This window comes from Singulisphaera sp. GP187, from assembly GCF_900129635.1.
Classification (GTDB): domain Bacteria; phylum Planctomycetota; class Planctomycetia; order Isosphaerales; family Isosphaeraceae; genus Singulisphaera.
This window is the reverse complement of the sequence record NZ_FSRB01000002.1, coordinates 755244-781259: the sequence shown is the minus strand read 5'-3', so window position 1 is coordinate 781259 and position 26016 is coordinate 755244. Positions and strand designations below refer to the sequence as shown.

Annotated in this window: 17 protein-coding genes; 13 read left to right on the top strand and 4 right to left on the bottom strand. The window is 64.2% G+C overall.

What is annotated here, in order from left to right; all coding sequences use genetic code 11:
• Positions 1–2 precede the first annotated feature (2 nt).
• The 4 genes from BUS42_RS27535 (at position 3) to BUS42_RS27520 (ending at position 3052) form a co-directional block, all read left to right on the top strand.
• Positions 3–1166 (top strand): thiolase family protein, encoded by a 1164-nt coding sequence (locus BUS42_RS27535; protein WP_074312381.1) that lies wholly within the window; start codon positions 3–5, stop codon positions 1164–1166.
• Between the two features lie 272 nt (positions 1167–1438).
• The gene (locus BUS42_RS27530; protein ID WP_143206533.1) at positions 1439–2020 is read left to right on the top strand and encodes a hypothetical protein; all 582 of its coding nucleotides are present in this window, start codon (positions 1439–1441) and stop codon (positions 2018–2020) included.
• 308 nt (positions 2021–2328) lie between these two features.
• Positions 2329–2724, top strand: a complete 396-nt coding sequence (locus BUS42_RS43110; RefSeq protein WP_143206532.1) for a hypothetical protein — start codon at positions 2329–2331, stop codon at positions 2722–2724.
• A 112-nt stretch (positions 2725–2836) separates the two neighbouring features.
• Complete coding sequence (locus tag BUS42_RS27520; protein ID WP_254053828.1) at positions 2837–3052, top strand: hypothetical protein; 216 nt, start codon at positions 2837–2839, stop codon at positions 3050–3052.
• Between the two features lie 284 nt (positions 3053–3336).
• On the opposite strand, the gene BUS42_RS43105 is transcribed toward BUS42_RS27520, so the two are convergent.
• Positions 3337–4578, bottom strand: a complete 1242-nt coding sequence (locus BUS42_RS43105) for a glycosyltransferase (protein ID WP_074312375.1) — start codon at positions 4576–4578, stop codon at positions 3337–3339.
• 12 nt (positions 4579–4590) lie between these two features.
• The gene (locus BUS42_RS27510) at positions 4591–5154 is read right to left on the bottom strand and encodes an MFS transporter (RefSeq protein ID WP_074312373.1); all 564 of its coding nucleotides are present in this window, start codon (positions 5152–5154) and stop codon (positions 4591–4593) included.
• A gap of 415 nt (positions 5155–5569) precedes the next feature.
• On the opposite strand from BUS42_RS27510, the gene BUS42_RS27505 reads away from it, so the two are divergent.
• From BUS42_RS27505 to BUS42_RS27460, 9 genes are all read left to right on the top strand, one after another.
• The gene (locus BUS42_RS27505) at positions 5570–6268 is read left to right on the top strand and encodes a GbsR/MarR family transcriptional regulator (protein WP_216821093.1); all 699 of its coding nucleotides are present in this window, start codon (positions 5570–5572) and stop codon (positions 6266–6268) included.
• Positions 6269–6614: 346 nt separating this feature from the next.
• Complete coding sequence (locus BUS42_RS27500; protein WP_074312369.1) at positions 6615–7268, top strand: helix-turn-helix domain-containing protein; 654 nt, start codon at positions 6615–6617, stop codon at positions 7266–7268.
• Positions 7265–9724, top strand: coding sequence for a VIT domain-containing protein (locus BUS42_RS27495; RefSeq protein ID WP_074312367.1), 2460 nt, complete (start codon positions 7265–7267; stop codon positions 9722–9724). Before BUS42_RS27500 ends, BUS42_RS27495 begins: the two co-directional genes overlap by 4 nt.
• A gap of 155 nt (positions 9725–9879) precedes the next feature.
• Entirely contained in the window at positions 9880–14781 is a 4902-nt protein-coding gene (locus BUS42_RS27490) for a bifunctional serine/threonine-protein kinase/formylglycine-generating enzyme family protein (protein ID WP_254053827.1), read from the top strand.
• A gap of 286 nt (positions 14782–15067) precedes the next feature.
• The gene (locus BUS42_RS27485) at positions 15068–17107 is read left to right on the top strand and encodes a polymorphic toxin-type HINT domain-containing protein (RefSeq protein ID WP_074312363.1); all 2040 of its coding nucleotides are present in this window, start codon (positions 15068–15070) and stop codon (positions 17105–17107) included.
• A gap of 392 nt (positions 17108–17499) precedes the next feature.
• On the top strand, positions 17500–18096 hold the full coding sequence (locus BUS42_RS27480; protein ID WP_074312361.1) for a sigma-70 family RNA polymerase sigma factor: 597 nt from the start codon (positions 17500–17502) through the stop codon (positions 18094–18096).
• Between the two features lie 90 nt (positions 18097–18186).
• The gene (locus BUS42_RS27475; RefSeq protein WP_074312359.1) at positions 18187–21600 is read left to right on the top strand and encodes a WD40 repeat domain-containing serine/threonine protein kinase; all 3414 of its coding nucleotides are present in this window, start codon (positions 18187–18189) and stop codon (positions 21598–21600) included.
• 117 nt (positions 21601–21717) lie between these two features.
• Positions 21718–24129 (top strand): aryl-sulfate sulfotransferase, encoded by a 2412-nt coding sequence (locus tag BUS42_RS27470; RefSeq protein WP_074312357.1) that lies wholly within the window; start codon positions 21718–21720, stop codon positions 24127–24129.
• A 510-nt stretch (positions 24130–24639) separates the two neighbouring features.
• Complete coding sequence (locus BUS42_RS27460) at positions 24640–24822, top strand: PDDEXK family nuclease (protein ID WP_074312353.1); 183 nt, start codon at positions 24640–24642, stop codon at positions 24820–24822.
• Between the two features lie 19 nt (positions 24823–24841).
• Here BUS42_RS27460 and BUS42_RS27455 read toward each other — a convergent pair whose 3' ends face one another.
• Both BUS42_RS27455 and BUS42_RS27450 read right to left on the bottom strand, forming a co-directional pair.
• Positions 24842–25315: a DUF4365 domain-containing protein gene (locus BUS42_RS27455; protein ID WP_074312351.1), complete on the bottom strand. Its 474-nt coding sequence runs from the start codon at positions 25313–25315 to the stop codon at positions 24842–24844.
• Between the two features lie 9 nt (positions 25316–25324).
• On the bottom strand, positions 25325–25795 hold the full coding sequence (locus BUS42_RS27450) for a hypothetical protein (RefSeq protein WP_074312349.1): 471 nt from the start codon (positions 25793–25795) through the stop codon (positions 25325–25327).
• Positions 25796–26016 lie beyond the last annotated feature (221 nt).

The window sequence follows — 26016 nt, the reverse complement described above, 5'->3', positions numbered from 1 at the left end:
CGATGAGACACGCGGTCATCGTCGATGCCGTGCGAACGCCGGTAGGGCGGGCTTCGGCGGACAAGGGAATCTTTCGCGATGTCCGCTCTGAAGACCTGGCCGCCCACGCGATCAGAGCCGTGGTGCAACGGACCGGCATCGACCCGAAACTGATCGAGGACGTTCGCTTCGGCTGCGTCCAACAGCAAGGGGAGCAGGGGTTTGACATCGCCCGGATCGCCGCCCTGGCCGCGGGCCTGCCGATCGAAACGGCCGGGGTGACGATCAACCGCAACTGCGCCTCGAGCTTGCAGGCGATCAACGACGCGGCCATGAACATCGCCGCCGAGTGCGACGACGTGCAAATCGCCGGTGGTGTGGAGCACATGGAACATGTGCCCATGAGCAAGGACTACAATCCTTATCCCGGCATTTTGCGCCACAACGGTGAGGGGGTCATGCAAATGGGCCTGACCGCCGAGTACCTCGCCCTCAAGTACCGGATCCCTCGGCAACAGCAGGATGAATTCGCCCTGCGGAGCCACCAGCTCGCCGCCGCCGCCACCGACCGGGGCGAGTTCAAGACCGAGGTCGTTCCCACCTGGGGCCGCGACGACTCAGGGCGCAAAATCCTCCTGACGGGCGACCAGTGCATCCGCCGCGAGACCTCGCTCGAAGCCTTGTCCGCACTTCCCCCGGCGTTCAACCCCGAAGGGGGTTCGGTGACAGCGGGGAACAGCTCGCCGATCAACGTGGGGGCGGCGGCTCTGCTCATCATGTCCGAAGCGAAGTGCCGCGAGCTCGGCCTGAAGCCGATCGCCAAGGTGCGTGCAATGGCGGCCGTCGGCGTCGATCCCGCCGAAATGGGCATCGGCCCGGTCCCGGCGGTCAAGAAGGCCCTGGCCCGCGCGGGGCTGAGCCTGGCCGACATCGATTGCATCGAGCTCAACGAGGCGTTCGCCGTCCAGGCGCTGGCCTGCATGAAGCTCCTGGGGATCGATGAGTCCAAGGTGAACACACGCGGCGGCGCGATCGCCATCGGCCACCCGCTCGGCGCCAGCGGCGCGCGGATCGTCACCACGCTCCTGCACCGGATGCGCGACCAAGGGGCGAAGTACGGCCTGGCCACCATGTGCGTCGGCCAAGGGCAGGGGGTCGCCACCATCTTCGAGGCGTGTGAAAGTTAAGCATCTACCTTTGAATAGCGGGCGGCGCCGGGTGCCACGGATTGGGCTCAACCTGTGAGCCAAAAACCCAGGCCTCCGCTCACGGGTTGAGTCCAACCCAGAGAGAATCCGAAGATGCAATCGAGGTGAACCGCGAGGTCCGCTTCAGCCTGCCGCCTTCCCGAGCGACGGCAGGCTGAAGTCGACCCGACCCAACGGGCTTCAGCACCCGTTCGATCCTCCGGCCCCCCCTCCGCCGAGTGCGGATCTCAGTCATTCCCAAGGCAACCGCCATGCAGGGACATGTCAGCCGAAAATTTGCGTTACTTGACGGAATGATCCTCGTCGCCGTCCCAGCCGTATGGCTCACAGCGATCCGCCACCTGACTTCGAGGCGGATGGGGACACACTTCTGGTACCTCGACCACCACCGTCTGCTCCCCCTCCTGCACGATGAGATCGGGCTCTTCCTCATCATCCTTTCATTCGCCTTGATTTTGATCCGATTTCGCCCGCCTCGGCCCGGTCGCCGCCGACTTTGGCGACAGCCTGGCCTGGCCGCCTGCGTTGCGGCACTTGCCGGTATGGCGATCAAAGCGATTTCCACAATCACATCGTACTGTGCAACGGTATTCAAATTCGGCACTTTGGAAGTGGAAGTCTTCTGGGGTCCCTGGCCCTATTGCGGCCCCGCCGTGGCGGGGGCGTGGCTCGCTCTTTACCTCAGCGGGCACTGGCGTGCCGAACGAGGCCTGATCGATCGGCTCGGCCGCCTCCTTGGGGTTTGCTGGCTCCTCGAGTTCGTGCTCGGCGAAATCGAAGGCATCCGCTGGGCGGTGATTCTCGGCAATCTCATTTCCAGGGCCTGGTCATGATTCCATCCGCCCCCCCACGCGCGGTTCCTCGCCTCGATCTCATGGTGCTCGTAGCGTGCCTGGTGACAGGGGCCTGGGTCGCGACTCGCGACGCAACGGACCTCCAAACGGCCTTCGGTTTCATCGCACCGCAGCAGAATTCAAGGCCCTCTGCCATCCATTCGTTAAAAACGATTCCCGGTCATCACGTCGAGACTCGCCGAGAGGAATATGCCAAGGCCTTCCCGCACTCGCCCTTGACCACGATCAACCGAATCCCGGCAGTGATCGAAGGATGGAGACTTTGTGCCCGAGCGAGGGAAACGGGCTTGCCGTTCCTGACCATTGTGGGGCTGGGCGTTGGGTTCGTGGCCATCCGGCCACGACCGAACATGCCCGGCATGCGGCGGGTTCGATGGGGGCCCGGACGAATCGCCGCGGCGGTCGGCTTCGTGCTCTCGAGCGGCGGCCTCTTCCAAGAATTTGTGGTTCGCCGCTTCGATCTGTCCCCCTATGGCTTCAACCCCGAGCCGTTCCCCAGCCTCTGGGAAAACAACGCCCTGTGCGTCGGGACCGCAATCGCCGCGGCCTGGGGTCTGCTCGTCCTCGCGGGCCGTTGGAAACCCACACAGGGATGGAGAGAAACCCTCGGACTCGGCCTGGGGAGTCTCTGGCTCGCCAACTTGCTCTGGGCCACCGTGCTGAAGCACCTCGCCCAGTTCTGACCGGGCCGCCAGCCAGTGAAAGCCACAACCCAGGCGGCAAAGCTCGATGGCAAGGCCCGTTTGAGTCGACAATCAATTTAACAGTGTCACATTGTCCTCGTACAACAGTGTTATGACAAGGAGCCAAGAACCGCTCTGGACTATCGACGAACTCGGCTCAGAAGCGGCCGAGGCGCTGGCATTCGACTATGACGGCCCGCCCAACGACCGGGTGCGGGATGTGCCCGACCGGCGGACGATCCGCTATTACACGACACTCGGCATGATCGACCGCGCGGCGGAGATCCGCGGGCGTACTGCGTACTATGCTATGGGGCGAGGCACCTGATGCAGCTTGCGGCCATCAAACGGCTCCAGGCGCGCGGGCTGAGCCTGGCCGACGCGGGCCTCGCGCAACTCGCCCGGCTGCCGGCCGGCATGGTGGATCGTCCAGTTCTTCGAGGCCACGCATTTTCCCGATCGGGGGGGAGGCCGGCGTCGGTGATGAGGCAATCCCGCAGCCTCAGAGAGCGGAGCCCGGGGAGGCACTCGAACCGCCCTGGGAATTCAATCTGGTCCCAAAACCGCAAGGATTGCGAGCCTGAGAGTTTTTATGATTCGGGTTTGCTGCGTTTAACCGAGGAATTCCCTGACTGCGCTCACCGCTTGGCTTACGCCATCCTCCGCTCTGATTTTCGTCCCCAGTTCCACGGCCTTCTCCTGCATGGCGCGATTGGTTGTTGCTTCTATAATCGCCGCCGCAAGATTACTGGCGGTCAGTTTCGGGCGGGGGATCGGTTCGGTGCCTGCACCGAGTTGATGAACTCGCCGCCCCCAGAAGGGTTGATCAGACATAACCGGCACAACCAATGACGGCACACCTGCCCTCAGTCCGGCAGCGGTTGTCCCCGCGCCACCGTGATGAACCACCGCTGCCATGCGTGGAAAAAGCCAGCTCTGTGGAGCATATTTGAGTAGAAAAACATTCTTTGGCAGGTTGGACGTTCCAATCCCGGCCCAGCCACTGAGCAAGATGGTTCGCTTTCCCGCCTGCTTTGCGGCATCAAGAAAAAGGCGGGTGGTGTCCTCAGGCTTGCGTTCGCGCATGCTGCCGAAGCCGATAAAAACCGGCTTTTCGCCTTCCGCCATGAAATCGAGCAAATTTTGAGGCGGCTCCCATCCGCTGTCATCATCAAATAGATATCCAGTTACGCGATTTTGCGGCCGCCAGTCCGCAGGGGGCTGGAGAACCTGGGGGCTGACCAACAGCAAAGATGGCGTGGATTCGAGCATGGCATGATGTTTGGCCCAGGTCTGTTTAGGCATGCCAAGAAAATCGGTGCGAAGGCGGTTACCGATTTTACCCATCGCCAACCATTGGCCGCGCCGCACAAGGGCACCTGACCAAAGATTGTAGGTCCCTTCCTGAATCGGCAACCAGGCTGGCGGTAAGGGTGCCATTCCCGAAAATTCAGAGGTCGGAACCCAAGGTTGCAAGTTGATGTGAATGAAGCGAACCTTCTTTTTTTCAAGGATGCCACTTACCAGCGCCAAAACACCTTCATTCACCAAGACAGCATCGCCCTCGCGAACAACATCGGCGGTTTCTTTGCCCATTTGCACTGTCGTTTGCGTCATTTCACGCATCAAATGCAGCTTCTTCAACAGACCAATACTGTTCACTTGCGCATCAAGCATCGCCTTCATATTGAAACTAAGACCAGCGAAAAGGACGCCGCGCCCTTCGACCCATTCTCGGAATTCCTCCGCCGCCACCAACAATACTTCATAACCAACTCTTTGAAGCGCTTGCCCCAAAACAACGTTCGGGCGCACGTCACCCCATGATCCCGTCGCAATCATCACGATACGCATGAATTCGTCTCCTTAATCTGCCAGAGTTCGTTCAGTGGCGCCGTCACAAGTCGTCAGCATCGCATCGAGATGACGCACAGACGGTAATGCATACGCGAGCAATGTGGCAAGCAACGCCAAAACCGCACTGATGGCGAACAATCCGCCCATTCCGCCGGCCGTGCCGACGCCGAACTGAATCCCAATTGGACCTTCTCTCCAAGCGGTGGAATTCGCCCATGGAGTAAAAACCTGGTCAGCCAGCAGACCGACCAGAAGATAGCCCCATGGCATAAGTAAGAGTGTTAGCTGAGTGAAAATTGCGAAGACGCGCCCCTGCATATCGCCCGGGATTTTGCTTTGAAGCAGAGTCATGGCGGTGGCATTGGCAACGGCGACTCCCAACATCGCAAAAAAGAGAGCCGCGCCCATCACAGCGAGCGACTGTCTTGTTCCAAAAAATACGATTGCGACTGAGACCAGTACCATGGCGAGGATGATCGTATCGATACGACGCCTGAAACCGCCCCATGCCCCGATCAGCAAAGCGCCGACCAGTCCACCGATGCTTAAGGTTGCGTTCAGAACGCCGAGCATTGGCTCGCTGCCGATGCGTGCGCCAGAGCGATGGCCAGCAATATGACGCCGCGTACAAGGTCTGGTGCCAGCGGTCAAGCCGTCACGTCCATGGGCGCTGCAAAGGCGATAAATCCCATCATAACTCCTTCCGGGGGCGGGCTAACTGCACCAGCAGCGACGGCCCCATTCGCCCACATCACGTTTCTCTTTTCGCAAATGCTATGTTGCGTTCTCGAAATCGTCAATGACAAATCAGGCTATTCCATTGACAATCATGGTATTATTGCAATGACAGTGATGGTGAACGCAACGATCGCTCATGCGTACGTTGCAATGAGATGCGTGTGAATGCAACACTGACCAAGCGCGGCCGAGGCCGGGCGTGGCGAGACCAGGTGACAACGGGAGCAAGACAAGGATGCCAGGAGGCCGGTTGACCGACGGGGACCGCGAACAAATCGCTGCGGGACTGAAGGAACAACTCACCTACGCCGAGATCGCGCGGCGCCTCGCGCGTCCGACGTCAACAATTAGCCGAGAAGTCACGCGCAACGGCGGACCCGACGGCTACCAGGCCGATCCGGCACACCGCGCGTCCAAGCAGCGCGCTCACCGGAGCAAGTGGGCACTGCCTCCGACGCCACCGGTCGGCCATAGGCGCGATCTCAGAGCGCTGCACGGTTTTGAGGAACAGTGCGCTGCGCTATTGGTCCTGTCGGGACTCCCGCGGATGACAGCCAGGGTGCTTGCCTGCCTCGTGACTACTGACGGTAGCCTCACCGCTGCCGACCTCGTCCAGCGATTGCAAGTCAGCCCGGCGTCAATCTCCAAGGCCATCGGTCAGCTCGAAGAGCAGAAGCTGGCCAGGCGTGAACGAAGGCCCATGCAACGGCACGAGGAGTACACCATCGACGACGAGGTCTGGTTCCAGTCCTGGTTGGCCAGTGCTCGGATCAATGCCCTGCTGTCCGATTTGGCCCAGCAGGGTGCCGACATCCTTGGCCTCGACACGCCCGCCGGTGCCCGACTGCAGGATATGGCGCAGTTTCTCGACCATGTTGGCCGCGACATGGTCCAGGCAGCAGAGCGCTGGCGAAAGGTGCTGTTAGAGCGGCGGACATCGGACCACTAGACCGACTTTTCGTTTTTGAAGGCTAAGGGCCCGTAATTTTGGGGTGTTCGTCAACCTCTTGGGCTATCGAATACAAAAAGTCGGTCGAGCGTCCGTACGCGGACCTCAGTCTTCTGGCCCGCGCACTGGACGCACCGACCCGAGGCAATGACGGCCGGGCCGACCGTGCTCCTGCAAACAAACCCGTCGCGGAAACCGCAAAAATCATCGGTTTCTTTCGCTCGATTGCGGATCGTTGAAAGAAAACCAAAAAGACAGGAAGCTTCGCTCGCCTTAGGAGATGCCGGACATCCCAGTACTCTCGAAATCATTTGACAGTGTTGCATCGAAACGGTACAACACTGTCATGAAGGCGAACCCCGAACCGCTCTGGACCATCGACGAACTCGGCTCAAAAGCGGCCGAGGCGCTGGCATTCGACTATGACGGCCCGCCCAACGACCGGGTGCGGGATGTGCCCGACCGGCGGACGATCCGCTATTACACGACACTCGGCATGATCGACCGCGCGGCGGAGATCCGCGGGCGTACCGCGTACTATGGGGCGAGGCACCTGATGCAGCTTGCGGCCATCAAACGGCTCCAGGCGCGCGGGCTGAGCCTGGCTGACGTCCAGCGCCAGATCGTGGGGCTGACCGACGCGGGCCTCGCGCAACTCGCCCGGTTGCCGGCCGGCATGAACCTCGGATCGGCAAGCGGGCCTGAACCCGCCGCTCCGTTCCGTGCGGAAGACTCGGCGTTCTGGAAGGAGACGCCGGCTCCGCTTGCGAAGGAGAAAAGGTCGGAGGAAATCCCCGTCGCGCGGGCGATGGAGACGCCCCCCCCACTGCAAGGGATCCGGCTCGGCGAACAGGAGGCGACGTTGCTGATCACGCCGATCCGTCCCGTCGTCGCGGAGGATATCGAGGCAATCCGCAAGGCCGCGGGACCACTGCTCAGGCTCTTGACGAAGCGCGGGCTGATCGGCTCGCCCTCGGGAAAGGGAACGGGGGATCGATGAACGACTTGTTACCACTGCTGTCCGACGACGAGACGAGACGGGGCACGCCGGACGGTGACGAAGCCGGCCTCGGCGCCTTACAATCCGACCGGGGTCTCTTGCCGTTGAAGGCCATGGAAGTCCGCGGGCGGATCGACGGCCTGCTGGCCCAGGTCTCGGTTCGCCAGACCTTCGTCAACGTCCTCGACGAACCACTCGAGGCCACTTATCTCTTTCCCCTGCCTGACCGCGCGGCGGTCACCCGATTCCGGATGGAAGTGGCCGGCCGCGTCATCGAAGGGGTGCTCGAGGAACGAGGCCAGGCGCGGAAGGAATACCAGCAAGCGATCAAGGCCGGGCACCGGGCGAGCATTGCCGAGGAAGAACGGCCCGGCGTCTTCACCTTGCGGGTGGGCAACCTGCCGCCGGGAGAAGAGGCGGTCATCGACCTTTCCCTGACCGGCCCGCTCCCGTTCGCTGACGGCGAGGTCACATTCCGCTTCCCGCTGGTGGTCGCCCCACGCTATATTCCCGGGATTCCCTTGCCAGGACCGTCAACCGGGCAGGGGGTCGCCCACGATACCGACGCCGTGCCCGACGCCTCGCGGATCTCGCCCCCCGTACTGCTGCCCGGCTTTCCGAACCCGGTTCAACTGGCGCTGACAGTCGACGTACACGAGTCGATCGCGTCGGTGGGCGAACTCCGTTCGAGCCTCCACGCCGTGAACGAAGCCGGCGACCAAGGGTATCGCCGCGTCACGCTGCTCACCACCGACGAACGACTCAATCGCGACTTCATCTTGCGGTTCAAGCTCGGCGCCGAATCGATCGACACCTCCCTCTCGGTTCATCCCGACTCGACGCCGAACCGGGTCGATGCCGAGGGAACCTTTGTGCTGACGATCGTCCCTCCGGCCGCCACTCCCCCGGTGGCCGGGCCGCGCGACTTGATCTTCGTGCTCGACCGTTCCGGCAGCATGGAGGGCTGGAAGATGGTGACGGCCCGACGCGCCCTGGCACGGATGGTCGACACGTTGGGAGCGGCCGATCGCTTCAACATTTATGCCTTTGATGACCAGATCGAATGTCCCCCTGGGTTTCCGGATCAAGGACTGGTCCCGGCGACCGATCGCCAGCGTTTTCGAGCGGTCGAGTTCCTCGCCGCCCTGAGCGCTCGAGGCGGTACCGAGATGGCGAGTCCGCTGAATCAAGCGGTCGAGGTGCTCACGCACGCCGAGACCGGCCGGGACCGGATTCTCGTGCTGGTCACCGATGGGCAGGTTGGCAACGAGGATCAGATCCTCAAGGGGCTCGGTCGACGCCTTCAAGGAATCCGGATCTTTACGCTCGGGATCGACCGGGCGGTCAATGAGGGGTTCCTCCACAGGTTGGCCGAACTGGGGGGCGGGAGTTGCGAGATCGTCGAGTCGGATGATCGGCTCGACGAGGTGATGGATGCCATGCGGCGCCGGATCGGCACCCCCGTTCTGACCGAGGTTCGCCTCGAGGAGGGCAAACTGCCGCTGATCCCCGATACCCTCGTGCCCGGTCGGATCCCCGACGTGTTTGCCGAGGCGCCGGTGCTGATCCTCGGACGCTACCGCGGCGCCTTCCCGGAGTCGCTCACCGTGTCGGGCCGAGACGCGAGCGGGCAAGCGTGGTCACAGGCTGTCACGGCGCGGTTCCGCGACAACCCGGCGATTGCAGCCGCCTGGGCACGCGGTCAGTTGCGCAAGCTTGAAGACCGCTATACGGTCGGGCCGACCGGATGCGCGGAGATCGAGAAGGCCATCGTCTCAACTTCGCTGAAGTTCGGCGTCCTCTGCCGGTTCACAGCATACGTGGCCATCGACCGGTCCGAGGTCGTCAACCCGGGGGGGCAGATCCACCAGGTGATCCAGCCGGTCGAAAGCCCCGAGGGATGGATGGAGCCGAGAAGTTCGCGAGGGGGCAGTGCGTCCCTTCGCGCTCACTCGCTGATTTCACCGAGTCAGGCCCGGAACGCCCCACCCGATTTGATGGATTTCGACCTCGCAAAGCTCGAGATCGACGAGAGCGACGACGAACCGGTTCTCATGTGCGCGATGCCGGCGGCCCCTGAGTACCAATCCCCCAGTCCGCTCGACGTCGGAGGCCCCCGGGCACGTACCTTGCGACTCCTGGAAGAGCTCGAAACCACCATCCAGGCGGGCGGGAAGAACCTGGTCGATGCCTTACGGATTCTCGTTCTCAAACTTGAGGCGGTGCTGATTGAGTGGAAGACACTCAACGGCTCGGCCCCAGGCCTTCCCGAATTGGAGGAATTGGTTGAAAAAATCCGCCGGCTCATGAAAAAGGCGGATCAGAAGCCGGCGACCGGCGACCCGATCGCCTTGAGTGACTTGGCAACTTCGGCCGCGGCGGTTGGCCTCCTCCTGACCGCCGAGGACTCCGGTCCGAAATCGGCCGAAACAGAACGCGAAACTTTCTGGAAATGAAACTTTTGAAAGTTCCGGTGCATGAACGGCCAGGGCCGAGGCGGATCCTTGCCTCGGCCCTTCGTTTTCCGGATAGTGGGAGGCGAGCCTGGGCCAAATCGTGGCAATCCTCCCTCGATCATCGACGATCTTGAGATTCTCCGAGATCCGCGAGGTTGAAGCGTGACACCGTCGACGCCGACGCCAGTCCACCGACGGAACGCAAGGGCACGCCCAGGCGACGGGCGGATTCACGGGCCAGCGCAACGCCGACGCGGGTGCGCGGAACCAAGGCCATGAGTGGAGCCGGCTCGTCGGACACGGGCGACTTCCCCTTGTCGCAGGTGCGCCGCGTCATCGACGCGTGCGACCGTTTCGAAGCCGCCTTGATCGCCGGCCAGGCTCCTCGCATCGAGACCTACCTGTCTGAAATGCAAGGGTTCGACTCCCTGTCGCTACTGCGTGAACTGATCACACTGGAGGTGGAACATCGGGTCAAAGGCGGTTGGGAGCCACGGCCCGAAGAATACCAGGAACGTTTCCCCGAGCAGGCTTCCCTCATTCTCTCGATCCTCGAAGAGGCGACCTTCAGCACGTTAGGCCCCGAATTTCATTCCGAGTCCGATGACTCGGAGTCAACCGAGGAGTTCATCAACACGGATGCGCCCACTGTCAGTGGCCCATCGTCGAGTCAGCCAGGGCAAGACGACCGTTTCACCGCGCGGGGGGCACGGCGAACCAGGCCGCCGGAGACGATCGGTCGCTACTCGATTGAGGAAATGCTGGGGGAGGGGGGATTCGGACGGGTGTTCAAGGCGTTCGACGCAGCCTTGAACCGCCGGGTGGCGATCAAGGTTCCTTATCCGAGTCGGATCAAGACTTCCCGTGACGTTGACTCCTATCTGCTTGAGGCAAAAGTCCTCGCCAGCCTCGACCATCCAGGGATCGTTCCCGTCTTCGACGTCGGCCGGTCCGAGCAAGGCGACTGCTACATCGTCTCGAAGCTCATTGAGGGGAGCGACCTCGCCGCGCGGCTGAGATTGGGTCGACCGTCCCACCGTGAGACTGCGACGCAGATCGCGACGATCGCCGAGGCCGCCCACCACGCACACACCCGTAACCTGGTCCACCGCGACATCAAGGCGCGGAACATTCTGATCGACCTCGAGGGGCGGCCCTACCTCGCCGACTTCGGGCTCGCCCTGAAGGAGGAAGAGTTCGGCAAAGGCCCCGTCTTTGCCGGGACACCCGTTTACATGAGTCCCGAGCAGGCCCGGGGCGAGGGGCACCGGGTCGACGGCCGCTCCGACATCTTCAGCCTGGGCGTGGTCTTCTACGAGATGCTCGCCGGCACGCGCCCGTTCAAGGGGGGAGGCTGGACGGAGACCATCGAGCGAATCAAGACGCTCGAGGTTCGTCCCCCTCGTCAGCTTGACGACTCCATTCCGAAGGAGCTCGAGCGGATCTGCCTGAAGGCGCTGGCGAAACGGGTCACCGATCGCTACAACACCGCGCAGGACATGGCCGACGACCTGCGTCACGCCCTGACCCAGCTCGATGGGTCAGGCACGTGGGACTCGATCTCGGGGTCGGCAAGGCCGAGGCCCGAGCCCGATTCCTCGGTGCACACCCTGCAGATCGTTCCCAAGGGCCTTCGGTGCTTCGAGGCGGAAGACGCCGACTTCTTTCTCAAGCTGCTGCCCGGTCCTCGCGACCGCGATGGCCTGCCCGACAGCCTCCGGTTCTGGAAGTCGCGAGTCGAAGCCACCGACACCGACCGCGCCTTCCGAGTCGGCCTGGTCTATGGCCCTTCGGGGTGCGGGAAGTCTTCACTCGTCAAGGCGGGGCTGTTACCACGACTCGACGCCACCGTCACGCCGCTCCTGCTCGAAGCCACCCCGAGGGAGCTGGAATCGCGGCTCGAGCATGCGCTCCGCAAGCGGTTCGACACGCTGCCAACCGAAGCGCGGCTCCCCGAACTTCTGGGCTCGATCCGCCGCGGAGCGTGGGTTCCCGAGGGGGGCAAGGTCCTCCTCGTGATCGACCAGTTCGAGCAATGGCTCCACGCGAACCGCGGCACCGAAGACGTGGAGTTGGTCCAGGCGCTCCGGCAGTGCGACGGTGTTCGGCTCCAGTGCCTCCTCATCGTCCGTGACGACTTCTGGATGTCGGTGACCCGGTTCATGCAGGCGCTCGAGATCCGGCTCGTCGAGGGGCAGAACAGCGCGGCCGTGGATCTGTTCAGCAGGCGGCACGCGAAGAAGGTCCTCGCCGCGTTCGGCCGCGCGTTCGAGGCCTTACCCGCTGATCCGGACGAGCCGAAAAAGGATCAACTTACGTTCATTAACCAGGCCGTCGAAGGGCTAGCGCAAGACGGCCAGGTGGTCTGCGTCCAGCTCAGCCTGTTCGCCGAGATGGTCAAGCACAAAACCTGGACGCTCGCGACCCTGAAGGAAGTCGGTGGGACGCAAGGAGTCGGGGTGGCCTTCCTCGACGAAACGCTGAACGCGGCGACGTCCCCTCCCGAGTATCGCCGGCACCAGCGGGCGATGCGCGAGGTGCTCCGCGCCTTACTGCCGGAGCTCGGGACCGAGATCAAGGGGCACATGCGTTCCCGGAGCGAGCTGCTCGAGGCTTCCGGCCGCGAAGCCACTCACCACGACTTCGACGCGATCCTGCAGATCCTTGTCAACGAACTGAAGTTAATTTCCCCGACCGATCCTCAAGGGGACGAAGCGGGCGAGGTCCCAGGCCTCGAGACCCACTATCAGCTCACCCACGACTACCTCGTGCCCTCGCTCCGCGATTGGCTGACCAAAAAGCAGCGAGAGACGAGGCGCGGGCGAGCCGAGATCCGACTGGCCGAGCGAGCCGCACTCTGGGGGACCAAGCAAGAGCGGAGACAGCTCCCTTCGTTCTTGGAGTGGCTCGAGATCCGCCTCTCCACCCAGCGCAACCGTTGGAACGAGCGTGAAGCGAAGTTGATGCGCATCGCGATGCGTCACCACGCGGGCCGCTGCTCCCGTGCGTTCCTGGTCGTGGTCATTGCGACGGCGATCGGCATGGAGAGCTACACCTACCTCAGGGCCGGCAGCTTGGTCGACCGTCTGTTCGCGGCCGAGACGGCCAAGGTCCCGGAAATCATCCAACATATGGCGCCCTATCGCCGCTGGGTGAACCCTCGCCTGCGAAACGCAAGGGCCCGTGCCAAGATCGGCTCGCAGGAGTCGCTCCGCGCCAGCCTCGCCCTCCTGCCGGTCGACCGCAACCAGGAAGTCGAACTCATCGACCAGTTGCTCGCGGCGGCCCCGCCCAACGTTCAGGTCATCCGCAACGCCCTCACTCCCGGTAGCGCCGAAGCGAGGAAGAAACTCTGGCGGGAGCTCGAGACCGTCCATATGTCGCCGGATCGTCGGCTGCGTGCGGCGAGCGCCTTGGCCTCGTATGACCCGGACAGCCCGCGCTGGGGCGCCGTGGTTTCCGACATTGTCTCAACCCTAACCAGTGAAGATCTATTCGCAATCACGCATTGGAGCGACCTCCTCCATCCCATTCGCGAGAAGCTCCGGATCCCACTCAAGAACGCCTTCCTGACGCAACGTGACAACCAACGAGGCTATATCGCGGCGTCCCTGCTGGCGGAGTACACCCACGACCGGCCCGACTTACTCATCGAACTCATCGAGCAGGCCGACCCACGACAGTTGCACATTCTCCTATCCACACAGTCCGCCGAGAGTAAATCCCAGCTCGCGGCCCTGGTCGGCAAGCTGCTCTCTGCGCCGATTCCCCCCCAAGCAACGCCGAAAACACTCGACAGTTTGGCCCAACAGAAGGCCAACGCGGCGCTCGTCATGGTGTCGCTCGGCTCAGACTCCACGCTCTGGCAATCGCTCGAAAATCAGCCCGACCCACGCCTACGGACTTACCTGATCCTGCGGATCCCCGGCTTCGAGCTCGATCCGCTCAAACTGCTCGAGGAAGCCAAGCATCATCCCGTGCCCTCCGTTCGCCAGGCGCTAGTCCTTTGCCTGGGGGGATTCGGCGACAACATCCTCCCCCAGGGGATGCGCAGCAACCTGCTCCCGAAGTTACTGACCTTGTACCAGGAGGATCCGGACCCGGGGGTCCACTCGGCTCTCGACTGGTTGTTGGGGCGATGGTCGTTCGGCGATCGGGTACGCGACGCCGACCGCAAATTGGCAAGAGTGAAGCCCAAGTCAGGACAAGGGTGGCGGATCAACAGCAACGGGCAAACCATGGTCCTCGTCGAAGGACCGCTGACGTTTCTGATGGGATCGCCCCCAGACGAAGAAGGGCGCGAGTCGATCCCCGGCATGGATGAAACGCAACACACCCGTCAGATCCGCCGAACATTCGAGATCTCCTCCAAAGAGGTGACCGTCCAACAGTTTCTTGCCTCGTCAATCCAGTGTCCCTACAACAAAAGTATCAGCCCGAATCCAACCTGCCCGATCAATCAAGCCACGTTCTATGACGCGGCAAAGTACTGCCGCTGGCTCAGCGAACAGGAGGGAATCCCCGAAAACCAGATGTGCTTCCCGAAGATCGAAGACATCAAGCTCGGATTTCAAATGATGCCGGACTATCTCACTCGCACGGGCTACCGCCTGCCGACGGAGGCCGAATGGGAAGCCGCCTGCCGCGCGGGGACGACGACGTCTCGCTACTACGGATCCGATATCGACCTCCTGCCCCTTTACGCTTGGAGATCTCCCCAAGCCGAGGATCGGTTCCAACCCGTAGGTCAGAAGATGCCCAATTCCCTGGGACTCTTCGACATGTTGGGGAACGCCTACGAACGCTGTCTCGGCCCCGACCCCAAGAGTGTGCGTTATCCACGCGGTACGGTGGATGACAATGCTCGGAATGTCGGTCTCCCGACGACCATCAACAAACAGGCATTTCTCGTAATACGCGGCGGCGCCTCCCACCGGACCGAGGAAGCCATTCGATCGGCGTCTCGAAACGGTGACGGCGTCGACGATCCCAACATTAGGGTTGGCTTCCGGATCGCCCGGACCTGCAAATCACTGCCCCCAACACCACGTAATTAACGATATATTGAAATCACTTTTCGACTTACCATTCCTAATTCCTTTCATGCTCGCAATTCATGAAATGTCGGGTCGGCTTCAGCCTGCCTCTTGCTTGAGGTGGTGGCAGGCTGAAGCCGACCCGACAAGTCGAGCCAGAAGAGGGTGGGCCGTGTCCACCCGATCGAATCGCCAACGCATCAGCAAATTCCGGCTCTTTTCACACAACGTATTGTTTCGTTCCTGGGGGCTCGATAGGATCAGCAGGGACACGTCTTATCCGGCTTCGATTGGCGGAGGACTCGCGATGCTTGGCACGCTTCTCGTCGGCACCATTTTGATGGCGGCCAGCCCCGAAAGCCGCTCAAGTTCACTTGCCGAATACCTGAAATCCTACGAGACGGCCAGCGCAACTGTGGGCCGCGATCCCAATGCGCATGTGAAGCTCGCGCTCTGGTGCGAGGAGCACGGGCTCCAGGCCGAGCGGCTCAAGCACCTGGCCATCGCCGTCGTGACCGAGCCCAAACACTCCGTGGCGCGTGGCCTGATGGGCCTGGTCTCTTATGGCGGCCAGTGGCAGCGCCCCGAGACGATCCGCGACAAGGTGCGGGCCGACGCCACCTTGACCGCCACCCTCGCCGAATACAACGCGAAGCGGGAAACGATGCACCGTACGGCCGACGGGCACTGGGACCTGGCCCTCTGGTGCGAGAAGCACGGCCTGAAGGCCGAGGCGACCGCACACCTGACGGCCGTGACCCGGCTGGACCCCGCGCGTGACGCCGCCTGGAAGCGGTTGGGTTGCAAGAAGCAGGACGGTCGCTGGATGACCGAAGAGCAGATCGCCACCCTCAAGCGGAACGTCGAAGAACAAAAAAAGGCCGATCGGCACTGGCGGCCGCTCCTCGAGAAATGGCGGGAACGACTGCCGGAGAGCCGCACCCGGGAGATCGCGGAGCGGCGGCTGACCGAGGTGACCGACCCGCGCGCGGTGCCGATGATCTGGGCGCTCTTCGCCTCCGGTGACGCGGCCCGACAACTCGTCGCGGTCCAGATGCTCGGCCAGATCGACGCGGGGACCGCCTCGCGGGCCCTGGCGACCCTCTCGGTCTTCGGCAAATCGGCCGAGGTCCGGCGGGTGGCGACCGAGACCCTCAAACGACGCGACCCGCGCGACTTCGTCACCCTCCTGGTCGAGCTTCTGCGCGACCCGATCAAGTATGAAGTGCGGCCGGTGAACGGACCCGGCAGCCAAGGGGTCCTCTTCATTGAAGGCAAGCAATTCAACGTGCGACGGGTCTACACCACGCAACCGATCCCGTTCGAGCGAATCCCACCGCGCTTGTTTGATTCCTCGATCCCCTTCGAGCCCTTCACCCCCCAAAATCTCTGGCTGGCGAACGGCGCGCCGGGCGCCCCCACGGGCACCGTTTCGGCCGCGAGCGTGAAAGGCATCGTCAACAACCCGAGTGCCGCGGTCGGGATTCTCGCGGGACAGTTCGGACGCAACGGCGTGAACGGCACCGCTTCCCCGGTCCTGGCGGCGACGGGGGCTGCGGTCCGCCGCGACGCCCAAATTGCCAACGTCGTGAACGCGTCTCAACGCGACGCCGACGTCGCGCAGGCCAAGCTCATCAACGACGTCAACGAGATCGTGGCCGTCAATACGACCACTCATGCGAGAAACATGCTGGCTCTTCCCGTCCTCGAATCAGTCACCGGTCAGGAACTGGGTGAAAATCAAGACGCGTGGAAGACCTGGTGGAGCGACCAGCAGGGTTATCAGTACAAGTCCACCGAGCTCGACTCCGAGTCCAAACCCACGTTTACCCAAATGGTAGAAACGCCGAACACTCAGCCTCGTCACTCGTGCTTCGGGGCGGGCACATTGGTTCATACCTTGGACGGCCTCCGCAAGATCGAGTCGATCCAGGTCGGCGACCGGGTTCTCTCGCAGAACACCCGGACCGGGACGTTGAGCTTTGATCCCGTCCTGGCCGTCTTCCACAACCCGCCCGCGGCGACCCTCCGGATCGAGCTGGAGAGCGAGGGGGAGTCGACCATCGCCACCGGGATCCATCGCTTCTGGAAAGCGGGGAAGGGCTGGACGATGGCCCGCGACCTCACCCCCGGCGATACCATCCGAACGCTCAACGGCGTGGCGAAGATCGTCTCGATCAAGGACGAAGCAGTTCAGCCCGTGTTCAATCTTGAGGTAGCCGACGGGCAAAGCTTCTTCGTCGGGCCTCGAGGCACCCTCGTCCACGACAACAGCCTGGTCGAGCCCACGCCCGAACCGTTCGACGCGGCTCCGGTTCTGGGGACCGTATCCTCAGCCAAGCCTTGATCCGGCCCTGACGATCGCCCCTTCCGGGCTGCAAATTACAGGGATGACTGGCCTACGAAGTCTACGACCGAAGGCGTTTCGATTCTTGTAGGGTAGGCTTCGGCCTGCTGCGTTTCGAGGGAGTAACAGCAAAACCTGGTGGGCAATGCCTACCCTAAAAAAGCACATATCACTCCTACCCCAGCGGATCCGCAGCCGCCGGGCGACAAGAGGCCGGAGAGATTGGCGAAATCGGCGACGGGCCGTGAGGGCTATCCCCATCGTGCGGCGGGGGTTAAGCTGGAGCCGGCTGCACCCTCCCCCCCAGGTCTTACGGAGTGAACAGTCGCCGGGCGACTGTGTCCCAGCCCACTCGGATGGAGGGAGCGAGGCGGCCCCCGGGGCCCGCACCGATGAAGGACCTGATCGGCCTCCTCTCGGCCGTCGAGCAGGGTGATCCGACGGCGGCCGAGCAGCTCCTGCCGCTTGTGTATGACGAGCTGCGACTGCTGGCGGCGCAACGTCTGGCGCAAGAGCGGCCAGGGCAGACGCTTCAAGCCACGGCCCTGGTCCACGAGGCCTATGTGCGGCTCGTCGGCTCGGCCCGGGGCCAGGGCCAGGCCGGTTGGAGCGGCCGAAACCACTTCCTGGCCGCGGCGGCCGAGGCGATGCGCCGCATCCTCATCGAGAACGCACGCCGGAAGAAGGCCCAGAAGCGCGGGGGCGCGCACAGCCGAGTCAAACTTGACGGAATCGACATCCCGGACGGTCCGGACGGCGCCCCTGCCGAGGACCTGCTCGCCCTCGACGAGGCCTTGACCCGCCTCGCCCGCGAGGACCCCGGGAAGGCCGAGTTGGTCAAGCTCCGCTACTTCGCCGGCCTGTCGGTCGAGGAGGCCGCCGAGGCCCTCGGCATCTCCCGAGCGACCGCCGCCCGGCACTGGGATTACGCGCGGTCCTGGCTCTACTGCGAGCTCCAGGGCCGAGGTCCCCGCCGGGCTTCTTCGTAAGAATCGCCGCGACGGTGAGGCGCGCCGCGTCCGTTTTACGCACGTTGAGTATAGATAGGCCGCCAGGCCCTCCGGGGTGGGGGTATCGCGATGACGCGTAAGACTTTCGACGATGGCCTCGAGGTGATCTACTTCGCCGCCCTGGAGCGCGACGACCACGAGGCACGCGCCGCCTACCTCGACGAGGCATGCGGCCTCGACACCGAGCGGCGCCGACAGGTCGAGCGCCTGCTCGAGGCCCGCGCCGACCGCGGCAGCTTCCTCGAGCGTCCGGCGCTCGAGACGACAGCCGCCTTCGAGGGCCGACCCGCCGAAGCCCCCGGCGCGGTGATCGGCCCGTACAAGCTCCTGGAGCCGATCGGCGAAGGCGGCATGGGCACGGTGTGGATGGCCCAGCAGACCGAGCCGTTGCGCCGGACCGTCGCGATGAAGCTTATCAAGGCCGGGATGGACAGCCGCCAGGTGATCGCCCGGTTCGAGGCCGAGCGACAGGCGCTGGCCTTGATGGATCACCCGAACATCGCCAAGGTCCTCGACGCCGGCACCACGGAATCGGGACGTCCCTACTTCGTCCTGGAGCTGGTCCGCGGGATCCCGATCACCGACTACTGTGACCGCGAGAAGCTCACCATCCGCGAGCGTCTGGGACTGTTCGGCGACGTCTGCCAGGCGGTACAGCACGCGCACCAGAAGGGCGTCATCCACCGCGACCTCAAACCCTCCAACGTCCTGGTGACGGTCGTCGACGGCGCCGCGGTGCCCAAGGTCATTGATTTCGGCGTGGCCAAGGCGATCGGCCAGAAGCTCACCGAGCGGACGCTGTTCACCGCGTTCGCGCAATTGATCGGCACCCCCTTGTACATGAGCCCCGAGCAGGCGGCGCTGTCGGGTGTGGACGTGGACACGCGCAGCGACATCTACTCGCTCGGCGTGCTGCTGTACGAACTGCTGACCGGCACGACGCCCTTCGACCGCGAGTCATTCCACCGGGCGTCGTGGGACGAGATGCGACGACTGATCCGCGAGGAGGAGCCGCCCAGGCCGAGCACGCGGATCTCGGATTCGAATGATTCGCTGCCGTCGCTCTCGGCACAGCGGCGGATGGAACCGGCCCGGCTGACCAGGCTGGTCCGGGGCGATCTGGACTGGATCGTGATGAAGTGCCTGGAGAAGGACCGCTCCCGGCGCTACGAGACGGCCGCCGGGGTCGCGGCCGATCTCCGGCGCTACCTCGACGACGAGCCGGTGCTGGCCTGCCCGCCGTCGGCGGTATACCGCTTCCGCAAGCTCATCCGGCGGCACCGGAGCGTGGCGGTGAGCGCGGCTGCCGTGGCCCTGGCGGTGGTGGGCCTGGCGACGAGCACGCTCTGGATCGCGTACGAGCAACGAGTGACGGCAAGCGCGCTGCTAGCCGAGACCCGGGCCAAGGAGGATCTGCGGCGGGATGGGTACTTCCACCGGATCGCGCTGGCCCACCGCGAACTGGCGGCGGACGACCTCCTCCGCGCCTCCGAGCTCCTCGGCGAGTGTCCGGAAGACCTCCGCGCGTGGGAGTGGCATTACCTCAAGCGGCTCTGCCGGGAGGATCCGCTCATCCTGCGGGACGAGGCCGAGGTCAATAGCGTGGCGTTCAGCCCGGACGGCCGTTTCCTCGCCGCGGCGGACGGGGACGGAGCCATCAAGGTCTGGGACAGCAGAACGGGCCAGCTCATCCGGACCATCGGGAAGGCTCACAGCGGCTATGCCTCCAGCATCGCGTACCACCCCGACGGCCTGCACCTGGCCTCCGTCGGCGCGGACGATCGGGTCAAGATTTGGGACTTGACGACCGGCCTCCCGATGTTCGATCGCCCGAGCCGTCCCCACCACGTCTTCGGGACCGCCTATGCCGCGGTGTTCAGCCCCGACGGCCGACAGCTCGCGGCGGGATCGGACGGTGTGGTGACGACCTGGGACTGGAGGAACGATCGACCCTTGCACAGCTTCCCCGGGCACGAGAAGCGGCCGATCAGCGTGGCGTTCAGTCGCGACGGGCAGCGGCTTGCAACGGGGGCCTGGCGGGGGAGAGTGAGGCTCTGGGATGCGGGAGCGGGGGGCGAGCCGCTCTCGATCTTCGCGGAATCCCGTGAAATCCACCATCCTGTCACGGCACTGTCGTTCGGCCCGAACGCCGGGCGTCCGGACGGGGCGCGGCTCGCCACGTCGAGCTACGCCCGCCGCGTGGACGTCTGGGATACGACGACCGGCAGGCTGCTCCGCACGCTCCGGCACCGCAGGCTCGTCCTGGGGACCGTCTTCAGCCCGGACGGCCTCCGCCTCGCCTCGGCCGGCGAAGACAAAACCGTGCGGGTCTGGGATGCGACGACCGGTCGGGAGGTCCTCGTCCTCCGTGGACACACCGGCGCCTGCGCGTGTGTGGCGTTTAGCCCGGACGGCCTCCGGCTCGCCTCGGCCGGCAAGGACTGGACCATCCGCATCTGGGACGCGACCCCACTCCTGGGGAACGAGGGTCGGGAACGCCTGACCTTCACGCAGCAAGGCCAGGAAATCTGGAACCAGTCGATCAGCCCCGACGGCCAGCTTGTCGTTTCGGCCGGCCTCAACGCGCCTCCCACGGTTTGGGATCCGCGGACCGGACGGGTGGTCAGCGCAGGGTTTGACGGCCACAGGGACATCGTCTTCGACACGGCCTGGCGGCCCGACGGTCGGCGGGTCGCCTCCGCCGGAGCGGAGGGCGGGCTCTTCACGGTCAAGGTCTGGGACCCGCAGACCGGGCGGGAAGACTTCACGCTCCCGGACGCGATCCTCGGCGCCCTGGAGTTCTTCTCCGTGATTTACAGCCCCGAACCCGACAGCCGCTACCTGGTCACGGGGAGGGGAAACGGGACGGTGCAGGTCTGGGACGGGCGGAATGGCCGGCCCGTCGGTCCTCCGCTCGGCACCCATCGACGGCCGGTCCGGAGACTGGTCTTCAGCCCCGACCGTCGGCATCTGGCCTCGGTGAGCGACCTGGGAGAGGTCAAGCTCTGGGACGCCACCCGCCTGGAGGAGACGCAAGACGCCCGCCTGATCCTCACGGTCGGGGTCCGCGGTCAGTGGCTGAACGTCGCGTTCAGCCCGGACAGCCAACGTCTGGCGACGGGGGGCGAGGGGAGCACGGTCAAGGTCTGGAACGTGCAGACCGGGGAGGAGCTGCGAACCTTCCCGTCAAAGAAGAACCTCCCGGGACACAGCGGAGACGTCTACGCCGTGGCCTTCAGCCCCGACTCCGGTCGGTGGGTCGCCTCGGCGGGTGAGGACAGCACCGTGAAGGTGTGGGACAGCGACACCGGAGATCTGCTCCTCAACCTCCGCGGTCATACCGGCCTCGTCACCAGCGTGGCGTTCAGCCCCGACGGCCGGAGCCTGATCTCGGGGAGCCACGATTACACGGCCAAGATTTGGGATCTGTCGCGTTTGGGGGAGGTGCCCGGTCGTTCGCGAATGAAGCCAGGCGGCCGGTGAGTCCCTCCCCTTGAGAAGAACCTGAACGGGCGTGGTAAGACCGCCCCAGCGCTCGGTCTGCGCGCTGAGGGAGCCGTTGTCATTCGATCGCAGACCCTATCCGCGAAGGAGGCTATCATGTGGTTAGGTTCATCCGTCCGCGACCGGAAACCCCACTGTCCGGGTTCGTCGGTTCCACGATCTCCCCGGCGACACTCCGCCCGGCTCTGGGTTGAAGCCCTGGAGGACCGCAGCCTGCTGTCCGGCACCGTTGCGCTGGCTCCGAGTGACGATTCCCCTTTGATCGGCGAGAGCGTGACCTGGACGGCCACGGCCGTCGATGTTGGGGTCAACCCCGTCTACCAGTTCAGCGCCGCGCCTCACGGCGGCACCTTCCACGTCGTCCGCGACTTCAGTCCCAGCAACCGCTTCGCCTGGACCCCGATGCAGGAGGGCGCCTACGACATCCGGGTCAACGTCAAGGACGGCTACCAGGCGAGCGAGACCGCTTCCGCGGTGGTGACGGATGAGGTCGCTTCGCGAGTGACCGGCTCGCAGGCAGTCGTCACGCCGACGGCTAACCCGCTCGTGGCCCTGTACAGCGTCCCGCCGTCCTCGGCCCGCTCGGTCTTCGTCCAGTTCGCGGTGGCGAGCGACGACCCAGCCTGGAGGAACACGGACACGCGCGCCGTCGTGCCGGGGAAGAGCAGCAATATCTTCATCGCGGGGATGCTGCCCAACACGACCTACGAGATGCGGCACGTCTTCAGCGACGACACCGGCTCCGTGCCCCTGTCCTTCACGACGGGGAGTATCCCCGCGAACTTGACCATCCCCGCCTTCACCGTGCAGCAGCCCCCAGGTCCCGAGAGTGACCCGAACCAGGATATGATCTTCCACCAGCTCATCCAGGGAAACCCCCAAGCCCCTTCGCTCGTGGCGACGGATCTGTCGGGGCTGGTGACATGGTACTACGACCTCTCCCAATCCGGCTTCACCCTCGCCAAGGTGGGCCAGAGCCTCGTTCCCGGGGGCACGCTCCTGCTCAACGGAGTCGATCGCTACACACCCATACCGACCGCGCCGAACGTCTTGCGGGAGATCGACCTGGCCGGCAACCCCGTGCGGGAGACCAACCTCGCGGCGGTGAACGCCCAGCTCGCGGCGCTGGGGTTCGAGCCGGTCCACGCCTTCCACCACGACGTCCAGCGGCTGGCCGACGGGACCACGGTCGCGCTCGCGTACCCGGAGCGGACCATCGACGTTAACGGCACTCCCACCCACTACGTGGGTGAAATGGTCCTCGTGCTCGACACCAATTTCCAGGTGAAGTGGGCCTGGGACGCCTTCGACCACCTGGACGTCCACCGCGGGCCCGTCCTGGGCGAGGTCACGCAACCGGGTTCCCCGGAACCGACGGGCGTCGTCCCTCTCCTCCCCGCAGTCGATTGGCTGCACGTGAACGCCGTGTCCTTGTCGCCCACGGACGGCAACCTGATCCTTTCCGTCCGCCACCAGGACTGGGTGATCAAGATCGACTACGAGAACGGGGCCGGCGACGGCCATGTCATCTGGCGGCTGGGCGCAGGCAGCGACTTCACCGTCAACTCCGCGGACCCGAACCCGTGGTTCTCTCACCAGCACAACGCCCACTACATCGACGACCACACGCTGATCCTCTTCGACAACGGCAACACGCGCCAGGCGAGTGACCCCGCCGCCAACAGCCGCGGACAGGTGTGGACGCTCGACGAGACCACGATGACGGCGACCCTGGTGCTCAACGCCGACCTGGGCGACTATTCGTTCCGCCTCGGGTCCGCCCAACGGCTCTCGAACAGGAATTATTCGTTCATGTCCGGAAGCCAGGGCGATGTGCCACCCCCGAGACAGTTCGGCCAAACGATCGAGGTCCTGCCGGACGGGACCCCGAGTTACGTCCTCAAGGTCGCCTCGCCCGAGTACCGCTCCTACCGGGTGCGAACCCTGTACGAAGGCACCGACGACGCGCTGGCGGGAGCACCCCGAAAGGTCGAGAGCGTCGTCATCAATGACGGCTCCGCCCAGCGTTCCATGGTCAACCGCATCACCGTCACCTTCGACGGGGCCGCGGTCCTCGACCCCGGGGCGATCGAACTGCGCCGGCAGGACGGCACCCCGATTCACTTCCTGCTCGACGTTTCCGTGGTCGGCGGCCGGACGGCGGCCGTGCTCAGCTTTGCCGGGCCGGAGTTCGTCGGCAATTCGCTCGCGGACGGAAACTACACCCTGACGGTTCGGGCGGACCGGGTTCACGATCGCTGGGGCCGCGAGTTGGATGGCGACGGCAACGGCTCGGCGGGGGGCGATCGGTTGGTCCGAGTCTCCCGGCTGTTCGGCGACTCGGACGGCGACGGCGATGTGGACGCCGAGGACCGCGAGCGATTCCGATCCGCATTCCGGACCAGTGCCTGTGAGCCCTCGTACCTCTGGTACTTCGACTTCGACGGGGACGGCGACGTCGACGGCCAGGACAACGGCCAGTTCAATCGCCGGTTCCGACGATCCTGACCCGATCCGTGGCGCGCGTCCACAACGGTGGCGGCAACCGAGATGTCGGGTGAGGATCCCCGGACATCTCGCTGCCGAAGCCCGATTCAGTGGCCAGCTCGCACCGCCCCCTTGGGAGAGGGACGCTGAACGGTCCGGAGTCCGCCCGGCCTGCTCGACGCGTGCCACCGCCAGTACGGCGACGCCTTCATGCTGGACATCGCCGACAACGGCCGCTTCGTGAGAACTTCAAGCCTTTTGCTTGATGGCCTCAAGAAACCTCGCGCCGAGCTCGGGATCGGTCATGTACACATAAGCGGCGGAACCGGCCAGGGTGGTGGGGGAGACGCCGTCATGGGGAAGGAGCAAGAGTCGCCATGCACTTCAGCGGCGAGGTCTGGGATATTCAGTGAAGATGGGTGACCGGCCGCCAGCCTTGACGGGTTATCCAGGTTCTCCGTCTTGCCCCCTTTAGGTGCATGGCCATCGGCTCGTTTCCTCCGCACGGAGTGGCCGCCTGAATGAATCATCGTGCTCGAAAACACCGGCCCGCGCGGTGAAACCTCGCCGGTCCGCTACTGGCTCGACAATACCGAGGGCTTCCCCAGCGGTTCCTATTTCCCGTTCTCCCCGACGCCGGAAGAGGAGCTAGCCACCGACTGGGAGGAATGGAAGCCACCAGGCGGCCAGATGCCGCGGTTCGCATGGGACTGACCGGTCGCGGTTATGGGCCTCAGCTGGGCGTAAGCTGTCTCGGAAGTGCCTCGTACCAGGCTTTCACCCGGTCGATGATCTCGCCGACCGCCGCCGTGTCCAGCGGCTGGAAGTCGCCCTGCTCATGGAACTGGAGCTTGACGCCGTTTGCCTCGACAAGCGGCTCGGCCACCCAGGCGTACACCGCCTTGTTGTCGCGGACATTGACCACGAACGCGCATACCGGGAGGTAGACCGGGCTGCCCGGCCCCCTGAAGAGTTGCTTCACGTCCTGCATCCAGTCGCTGGGATTGGATGACGTGGTGCCCTTCACCTGGACCACAAACTGCTGTATCGAGAGCGGATCGTCGGTTGCGATCTCCACGATGAAGTCCAGACCGGTATCGAGCTTCCGCTCCTGCCGGATGCGGACGTCTTTGCGGGAGGTGAGCAGGAGCCCGGCCAGTGCTTCGCTTCGCTCTGCGACGAACCAAGGCTCGGATGTGGTTGGCATGCTTGGTTCCTATTCCTTGAAGCGCGACCCGGCAAGCACCATGTTCCGCGTCGACCAGAACCCGATCACCTCGTCTCTCAGATCCTTCAGGGCATTGCAATCGATCGGGAACTGGGTGGTCAGGCTCGCCACGTTGTCGCGGGGCTCGTTCACGGACAGGAGGTATCCGACGCCGTTCTGGTTCACGTCGATTCCGACCACGTAAGTGGGCGCGGGATAAGCGACCATGAGATCGACGTCGTCCTGGTTCACCTGAACCCGGAGCCGGTTCTCCTTCACCGTGTAGCCGAGTGTAGTGCCCTTGACCTGGACGAAGAAGAAGCAGGACGGCTGATCCACGACTTCGATGATGAAGTCGAACGTAGGGTACTTCTCACCCAGGAAGCGCGGCCGGAAGTACGGGTCGGGGCGACCGCAGAGTTCGGTCATGAGGAGCTTGAAAAGCCACTCGCCGCGTTCCCCGATATCCTCTTTGGCCATTGGTTTACCTGCCTGCCGTCGCCGTGGGTCTTTGCTCGATTTTACCGCGCCCGATGAGCGGGAAGAAGAGGGCAAAGGGGGTGCCTGGCTTGCCAACTGGGCGTCCGGGCGGGCTATCCGGGGGTTCCGTCGCCCGAAGCCGGGCGACCCGCTGGCGCGGCCCCTCCTATCCCTGACGCAAGCGGGGCCGTTCCTTCCCCCGCCTGTCAAGGCCGAGCCGT

Excerpts from the sequence above, each read along its gene's own strand:
- BUS42_RS27495 (WP_074312367.1), top strand. The coding sequence starts at position 7,265 with ATGAACGACTTGTTACCACTGCTGTCCGACGACGAGACGAGACGGGGC.
- BUS42_RS27470 (WP_074312357.1), top strand. The coding sequence starts at position 21,718 with ATGTGGTTAGGTTCATCCGTCCGCGACCGGAAACCCCACTGTCCGGGT.
- BUS42_RS27480 (WP_074312361.1), top strand. The coding sequence starts at position 17,500 with ATGAAGGACCTGATCGGCCTCCTCTCGGCCGTCGAGCAGGGTGATCCG.
- BUS42_RS27455 (WP_074312351.1), bottom strand. The coding sequence starts at position 25,315 with ATGCCAACCACATCCGAGCCTTGGTTCGTCGCAGAGCGAAGCGAAGCA.
- BUS42_RS27535 (WP_074312381.1), top strand. The coding sequence starts at position 3 with ATGAGACACGCGGTCATCGTCGATGCCGTGCGAACGCCGGTAGGGCGG.
- BUS42_RS27485 (WP_074312363.1), top strand. The coding sequence starts at position 15,068 with ATGCTTGGCACGCTTCTCGTCGGCACCATTTTGATGGCGGCCAGCCCC.
- BUS42_RS27475 (WP_074312359.1), top strand. The coding sequence starts at position 18,187 with ATGACGCGTAAGACTTTCGACGATGGCCTCGAGGTGATCTACTTCGCC.
- BUS42_RS27520 (WP_254053828.1), top strand. The coding sequence starts at position 2,837 with ATGACAAGGAGCCAAGAACCGCTCTGGACTATCGACGAACTCGGCTCA.
- BUS42_RS27450 (WP_074312349.1), bottom strand. The coding sequence starts at position 25,795 with ATGGCCAAAGAGGATATCGGGGAACGCGGCGAGTGGCTTTTCAAGCTC.
- BUS42_RS43105 (WP_074312375.1), bottom strand. The coding sequence starts at position 4,578 with ATGCGTATCGTGATGATTGCGACGGGATCATGGGGTGACGTGCGCCCG.
- BUS42_RS27510 (WP_074312373.1), bottom strand. The coding sequence starts at position 5,154 with ATGCTCGGCGTTCTGAACGCAACCTTAAGCATCGGTGGACTGGTCGGC.
- BUS42_RS27500 (WP_074312369.1), top strand. The coding sequence starts at position 6,615 with ATGAAGGCGAACCCCGAACCGCTCTGGACCATCGACGAACTCGGCTCA.
- BUS42_RS27530 (WP_143206533.1), top strand. The coding sequence starts at position 1,439 with ATGCAGGGACATGTCAGCCGAAAATTTGCGTTACTTGACGGAATGATC.